This window comes from Candidatus Cloacimonadota bacterium (assembly GCA_034661015.1).
Classification (GTDB): Bacteria; Cloacimonadota; Cloacimonadia; order JGIOTU-2; family JGIOTU-2; genus JAYEKN01.
This window is the reverse complement of sequence record JAYEKN010000306.1, coordinates 1-7,343: the sequence shown is the minus strand read 5'-3', so window position 1 is coordinate 7,343 and position 7,343 is coordinate 1. Positions and strand designations below refer to the sequence as shown.

Here is a 7,343-nt window from a genome sequence, read left to right as displayed (position 1 = left end):
TGTCGCACCTACGGTGCTTTTGTTCTTTTATTCATCGAACATAAGGCTAACGCCTTATGCTACAAAGATTCCGCACCTCTGGTGCTGATTTAAAATTTGATTTTTTTCGTGTATTTCGTGTATTTCGTGGTCATTTTTTCCCTTTTCCCTTCTCCTTTTTCCCTTTTCCCTTTTCCCTTTTTTCACCGCCGAGAACGGAGAGAACGCAGAGTTTATTTTACTTTTTCTGACCAGTGAAATGCCTTTGTTTGTTTTATTTATCCCGTGAAATGATTTTATCTTTTTTATTTCACTGGGATTTCACTGGGTTCCTTTTTTCATTCTACAACCTGTCCGCCCACCGGCGGATTCTACATTATTCATTGTTTTTCCCTTCTCCCTTTTTCCCTTTCTGTATTACCTTTTATACTATTCTACTTGACAATAATATACTATCACATATATTTTAGGAAAAAATTCGGAGAAAAAATTATGGTGCCAAAATTAGATCTAATCGTTTTGGGTTTGCTTTCTCAAAAATCCATGCATGGTTACAGGATAGCCGAGTTCTTTTTGGGTAAAGGAATTCATGACTGGATGGCTGTGAAAAAGCCTTCTGTTTACAAAGCCTTGAATAGATTGGAAGATGAAAAATATATTTCCGGTGAATATCAAACCGAGGTCGGGAAACCACCTCGAAAAGTTTTTCACATTACACCGGAAGGGAAAAAACATATCAGAGAAATTCTGAAATCCTTCTTTTTCACAAAAAAATTTACATCTCCGCCGGAATTTTGGCATTATCTAAGATTTGCCAAAGGAAATCTTACTCAAACCGAATTTATTAAGGCAATTGAAAATAGAATACAAATCAGTAATAAATTTGAAGAGAAGATGTTGGAGAAAAAAAATCAAGCACTGCGGTCCGGCATGTTGGACGATATGCCCTTTTATGGTAAAATCGTAGAAAATATGATGAAAAAATTCCAACAAGCCAGCGCAGAAGCCCTCGAGCAAATGAAACAAGAAGCTTTACTACCGGAAAATAAAAGCATTTTTATTCAGGAGGATTAAATGAAAAAAAATGTCGTCCTCATAGTTTTTTTATTACTCGCAAGTAACCTGATCGCAAATCAAATTTCGCTTGAAAATGCAAAAATTCTCGCTCTTAAAAATAATCCCGATTTGCTAGCCCAAAAGGAAGAACTAAAATCAGCGAAAATGGATAATCTAAATGCAATTTCAGGATTACTGCCTTCCGCAAATATTTCTAATTCGTACACTAAATACAAACCGGATCAAAATTTTGGTGCAGGACCTACTGCTGAATCGTCAAAATCTTACAGAATTCAAATATCCCAACCTTTGTTCAACGGAGGGAAAATCTGGTTGAATTCTCGCATAAAAAATGATGCTCTGCAAATTTCAGAACAATCCTATCAAATGAAAAAATTGGAAACACTCGCTGAGGTGGAGTCAAAATATTTTTCTGTTTTGGAAAATAAAAGCCTCCTAAAGATAGCCAAAAAAGCTCTTCAATCTGCAATAACCAATCTCGATGTAGCAGAAATGAAATATAATTCAGGAATAATTTCCCGAGCGGATTATCTTCAACTCCAGTCCGAGAAAACATCAAAAGAGGTTAACCTGATTCAAGCACAAAATTTGTATCAGACGAGCAAATTGCAAATTGCAAATTTCTTACAACTTGCGGTTATTCCAGAATTGCAGCCAATCGAATTTTATAAATATTCCAAAATATTAAAACATTTGCAGAATATTTCAATAGAAGAAACAGATAATATCACCGGTGAGATTATTGAGATTGGTTTTAGCAAAAATCCTTCTTTGAAAATTTCCTCCATTTCTTGTAAAACAGGCAAAAAGGCATTGCTTATGGCTGAGGGAAATTTTTTACCGTCGCTCAATCTCTCATATTCAAAAAGTTGGAATAAATATGATTTTATGAATGATTATGACGACTCGCAAAATCTAACCCTTTCCGCTTCGCTTCCCCTTTTTCCACTTGTGGATTCCGGAACAGGCGTGTTAAAGGCAAAACATAATCTTAAAAAAACAGAATTGCAAAAGATTTCTGCAGAAAATGGGATCAAATTATCTTTGAGCAGTTCATTTTTGAATCTGGTTTCCAGCGCCAAGTCTGTTTCCGCAGCGAAAAAAGCCAAAGAACAAGCAGAAGAAACTTACAAACAAATGCAAGAGCGTTATTCCAGCGGACTGATCAGCACGAACGATTTGCTGTCCGCTCAAGTGCTTTTCATTTCATCGCAAAGCCAATACACAAAATCTTTTTATGATTTTCTGCGAACAAAATCATCGCTCATGCAACAAATGGGAATCGAAGACACAAATGTTTTATATCGAATTATTCAAAAATAAAAATATAAGCCGCGAATGGACACGAATTATTGTAGATAGAAAAAAATTAATGTAAATTGGCGGCAAAAAAATAGGAGAACAAATGTTTAAATTCAAAAAAATTATTATTCTATTAATAATTATCACCCTTGCTTTTGGGGGTTGTGACAAAAAAACGAACGGTAATTCCGACCGGGCAAAAACAGAAAGAAGACCCGGATTTGCAATGGAAGCAAAAGCTGTTCCGGTAATTATTCAGGAAGTAATTCCGGAAAATTTGCAAGAATATGTTAAGGTTGTTGGATCATTGGAAGGAATTACAGACATTGTTTTCACCAGTGAAACAAATGGAAAAGTTTTGGAAGTGCATAAATATTTAGGTGATTGGGTAGAAAAAGGTCAAACGATCGGCAGGATTGATAATTCGGATTATAAAATTCAGGTTTTACAATCTAAAGCCGGTTTAAGTGGTGCACAAGCCTCTCTTGAGTCTGCACAACTTAATCTACAATCATCTGAAAAATTGTATAAGGAAAACAAAATTTCCCAGCAGGAATTTTTACAGGCGAAGATTGCCAAAAACAATGCCACCGCAGCTCTCGAAGGAGCAAAAGTTTCGCTGGAAATGAAAAAACGAGCTCTCGAGAACTCAGAATTTGTTGCTCCTGTCTCCGGTTACATCACAAATCTGAATATTGAAATAGGGGAAATGATAGGAGGAGGAAATCCGATCTGCACAATTGTTAATTCCAAAAAATTGAAAATTAAAACAGGACTTTCCGAATCGGATATTCTTAATGTCAAAAAAGGGCAGTCGGTTATGATAAAAAATAATGGATTTAAGGAAACATTTACCGGCAAAATTACTGGCGTAGGTATAAAACCATTACGCGGAACTGCAAATTATCCCATCGAAATCGAAATCGAAAATCAGAATGAGAAACTTCTTCCCGGTATGGTTGTGGAGGGTTACATCCAAAGTAAAACCCACAAAGATGTGTTCTTTACTTCAATGAATAATATTCTCGAAAAATACGACGATAAATATGTTTATATTATTGATGAAAATAATAAAGCCTATGAACAAAAGGTTGAACTCGGAAAAAAAGTGAAACGGGATGTAATCATTACAAATGGGTTGAAGAAGGGTGATAAACTTGTGGTAGAAGGCTACGATAACCTAAGCAACGGAGCTAAAGTAGAGATAAAGAGTTATTGATGGAAGACGGAAAACGGAAGACGGAAAAATGGACCACGAAACACACGGAAAAACACGAAAAAGGAACCCAGTGAAATCCCAGTGAAATAAACTCTGCGTTCTCTCCGTTCTCGGCGGTGAAAAAAGGGGAAAAATGACCACGAAATACACAAAACACACGAAAATGCAAACAAATGAAATATTACCAATTTCGATCCTTACCTATCGCCCCCAATCAGCCATCCCAATATCCTCCCCAAGCTCTCCCTCCAATCTCGTTCCCAAGTCCCCTCTCCAATCTCGTTCCCAAGCTCTCCCTCCAATCTCGTTCCCAAGCCTTCTCTCTAGTCTCGTTCCCAAGCCCTCTCTCCAATCTCGTTCCCAAGCCCCAGCTTGGGAACGCAATTTGTTTCCAAACCCCAGTTTGGAGTCACAGGAAAACAATCCGCAGTCCCTATTTCCAAAACGGCAAACAGTGATAAATTTCAAACGACAAATATCAAAATTAAATGTTAAAAAAATCAAAACAATGTGGCACACGAGTCCCTTCGTGTGTAAAATAATTGCATATAAGTAAAAAAAGGAGCCCCATGTCAATAGCAAAATTTTCTGTAAATAATAGCAAACTGATAAATATGATAATGATCATTGTATTTATATTCGGTATTTATACGATGATTGATATACCCAAAGAAGAGATGCCAGCCGTTGATTTCGGGGCATTCTATATTTTAATTAATTATCGAGGAGTTTCACCTGCTGAGATGGAAAATTTCATCGTAAAAAAAATTGAGGATGAGATTGACGATTTGGAAAATATTGATTATTATCAATCTTCTTGTGAATCGGGCAGAGCAACAATTTTTATCATCATGGAACCGAACGCAGACATAGATCGGGCGTGGAACGACCTGAATACCGAGATGGATAAAGTTTACGGATTGCCGGAAGGAGCCGACGACCCCATTATTATCAGATTGAATATGCGAGAAGTTAATGAGATGTGTACCGTTGTTCTCGGTGGTGATTTTTCGCCAAATTCTATCAGAGAGATTGCAGAAGATTACCGAGATGAAATAATGCATTTGAACTATATTTCCAAAGTGGAAATAGCGGGAACACGAGATAGAGAAATCTGGGTTGAAAATAATACAAGCAAGTTGGATCAATATGGAATTACTCTAAATGATATATATCGGGCAATAAATTTGCGAAATAAAAATGTTCCGGGTGGCACATTAAAATTTGGAAGAGCAGAATTTTTGGTCAGAACAGTGGGAGAGTTTGGACAGGTAGAGGAAATAAATGATGTAATTATAAAAATGGACAAGAACGGTCGGGCAATCCGCATAAAAGATGTGGCAGTAGTAAAAGACACGTTGCAAAAAAGTTCTACAATTGGTAAATTGAATGGTGTTCGGGCAGTAAATGTAAATATTTTCAAAAAGGTTGATGGCAACATTATAAAAGTTATGGATAATGTTCGGGAGAAATCGAAAGAGTTTCAAGAAAGAATTCCCGGCTTATTGTTCGAGGTTCGAAATGACGGCTCCATTGATGTTCAAAACAGTATTTCAACTCTCAGCCAAAATGCTCTTTTTGGTATAATATTGGTATTTTTCACTCTTTTGATTTTTATCGGATGGAGAAATGCCCTTTTTGCTGCTTGGGGAATTCCATTTAGTTTTATGCTAACTTTTATCCTTATGCGGCAGTTTGATATTACAATGAATAATCTAAGTTTGTTTTCCCTGATCCTCGTCATCGGGATGATCGTGGATGATGCTATAATCGTTCTGGAAAACATTCATCGCTATCGCGAAATGGGGTTGAGCCGAAAAGATGCTGCCATCAAAGGAACGCAGGAAATTATGTGGCCTGTAATTTCGGCAGTAGCTACCACGATTGCCGCTTTTCTCCCTATGTTACTTATGAAGGGGATGATGGGAAAATTTATGAGAGTTTTCCCGATCGTAGTCGCATTGGCTTTAACCGCCTCCCTGATTGAATGCCTGCTCATATTACCCTCCCACACCGCAGATCTGGGAGACAAGAAAAAAATGAACATTAAAAAAGAACCTCACAAATTACACGATTGGTTAATAAAATGGTATAGAAAATTTATCAAGAAGGCTCTGGGGCATCGCCTTATAACTGTGATAGTAGTTGTGGTCGCTCTGTTTGCAGCAATTTCATCTGTAGCTTTGCATCTCGTAAAATTTCAATTTTTTCCACAGCACTCTTCTTCTACGATGGTTCTTAATCTGGAAACACCGGTAGGCACTAATCTGGAAAAAACAAATGAAATGGTCAGTAAAATCGAAGATTATATTCGGAACATGAAAGAAAATTCGGATGTGGAGGCAATCGTTAGCACGGTGGGACAATATACGGAAAGTCACAGAAGAAATGTCGAAACATCAAATGCAGAGATTAAAATAGACCTGCTAGATACTGATGACATGACCTATTCTCATTCGCAGATTAAACAATCTATTCGGGAATATCTCGATAACTTAGCCGGATTATTTTCTTATAAATTTTTTGAGGGTGAAAAGGGTGGTCCCCCAACCGGCAATGATATCGAATTGCGTATTAAAGGCGATAATTTTGAGAGGTTGGAATATATTGCAAATTATATTACAGAAAAATTAGAAAAATATCCGGGAGTTGCTGATCTGGAAACAAACACGGATGACGGGAAAAAAGAGATAAAGATCATTCCACACCACGATAAACTCGGTTTGTACAATCTAACTGTAAACGATATTTCAAGTCTCATTTCTACCGCCTCCTACGGTGCGGTGGTTTCTAAATTCCGAGGTGCGGAAATGGATGAATATGACATCATCGTGAGAGTGGAAGAGGAACAGATTGATGATCTGTCCGACTTGGGAGATCTTAAGATACGCACCATGACCGGTGATATGATCCCGATAAAAGAACTTGCAGATTTTGTGATTAGTTCGGGTTATTCCACAATCCAGCATTATAATGGAAAACGAGTTCTCACAATTACCGGAAGTGTTAGTCCCTACATGGAAAACGAAGAGAAAAAAATTCGCACTCCTGATGAAGTAACAAATTATCTTCGGGGTAATAAACTTACGGGACAAAAAGGAATTTTGGAAAATTTTAAAGATAAATTTCCCGATTACCAATTGGAATATGGTGGAACAGCCGAGCAACAAAGTGAGGTTTATGGTTCCTTATATTTCGCTTTGGGAATAGCACTCTTGCTCATTTTCACGATTCTCGCTACCCAATTTAATTCCTATGTGCAGCCCTTCATTGTGATGCTCACGATTCCTTTCGCAATTATTGGTGTTATTTTCGGACTTGTTATAACCGGTCTCCCATTTTCTATGATGACTATGATCGCAGTTGTAGCTCTGGCTGGAATTGTGGTGAACGATTCGCTCGTGGTGGTTGATTTTGTAAACAGAGAACGAGAACGTGGTATTGACCGCTGGAATTCTTTAATAAATGCAGGAACTATTCGCTTGCGTCCAATTCTGATGACGACCGTAACCACAATTGCCGGATTCATGCCGATCATTCTCTCTACAGCGAGTGCAACTCAAGATTGGAAGCCTATGGCTGTAAGCATCGCCTTTGGTTTGGCGTTTGCCACCCTGCTCACCCTGATTGTGATTCCGGTTATCTACTCGCTTGTTGATTCTATGTTTGGAAAAATGGGAATCACCCGATTTAAAACCCATAAAAGTTTTAAGGAGTGTGTGAAAGATTAGAGGGATGATTTAGTGATTTGCTGAAGGTGGTTCAA

At 37.6% G+C, this 7,343-nt stretch carries 4 protein-coding genes; all 4 read left to right on the top strand.

Annotated elements, in window-relative coordinates; all coding sequences use genetic code 11:
- The first annotated feature begins 471 nt into the window (after positions 1 to 471).
- The 4 genes from U9P79_10760 to U9P79_10745 all read left to right on the top strand — a co-directional run bounded on the left by U9P79_10760 (position 472) and on the right by U9P79_10745 (position 7,308).
- Positions 472 to 1,053, top strand: a complete 582-nt coding sequence (locus tag U9P79_10760) for a PadR family transcriptional regulator (protein MEA2105093.1) — start codon at positions 472 to 474, stop codon at positions 1,051 to 1,053.
- Positions 1,054 to 2,379 carry a TolC family protein gene (locus tag U9P79_10755; GenBank protein MEA2105092.1) on the top strand — a complete coding sequence of 442 codons (1,326 nt, stop codon included), beginning with the start codon at positions 1,054 to 1,056 and terminating at the stop codon, positions 2,377 to 2,379.
- An 82-nt stretch (positions 2,380 to 2,461) separates the two neighbouring features.
- Positions 2,462 to 3,577 (top strand): efflux RND transporter periplasmic adaptor subunit, encoded by a 1,116-nt coding sequence (locus U9P79_10750; protein ID MEA2105091.1) that lies wholly within the window; start codon positions 2,462 to 2,464, stop codon positions 3,575 to 3,577.
- A gap of 569 nt (positions 3,578 to 4,146) precedes the next feature.
- Positions 4,147 to 7,308 (top strand): efflux RND transporter permease subunit, encoded by a 3,162-nt coding sequence (locus U9P79_10745; protein ID MEA2105090.1) that lies wholly within the window; start codon positions 4,147 to 4,149, stop codon positions 7,306 to 7,308.
- Positions 7,309 to 7,343 lie beyond the last annotated feature (35 nt).

Excerpts from the sequence above, each read along its gene's own strand:
- U9P79_10760 (MEA2105093.1), top strand. The coding sequence starts at position 472 with ATGGTGCCAAAATTAGATCTAATCGTTTTGGGTTTGCTTTCTCAAAAA.
- U9P79_10745 (MEA2105090.1), top strand. The coding sequence starts at position 4,147 with ATGTCAATAGCAAAATTTTCTGTAAATAATAGCAAACTGATAAATATG.
- U9P79_10750 (MEA2105091.1), top strand. The coding sequence starts at position 2,462 with ATGTTTAAATTCAAAAAAATTATTATTCTATTAATAATTATCACCCTT.
- U9P79_10755 (MEA2105092.1), top strand. The coding sequence starts at position 1,054 with ATGAAAAAAAATGTCGTCCTCATAGTTTTTTTATTACTCGCAAGTAAC.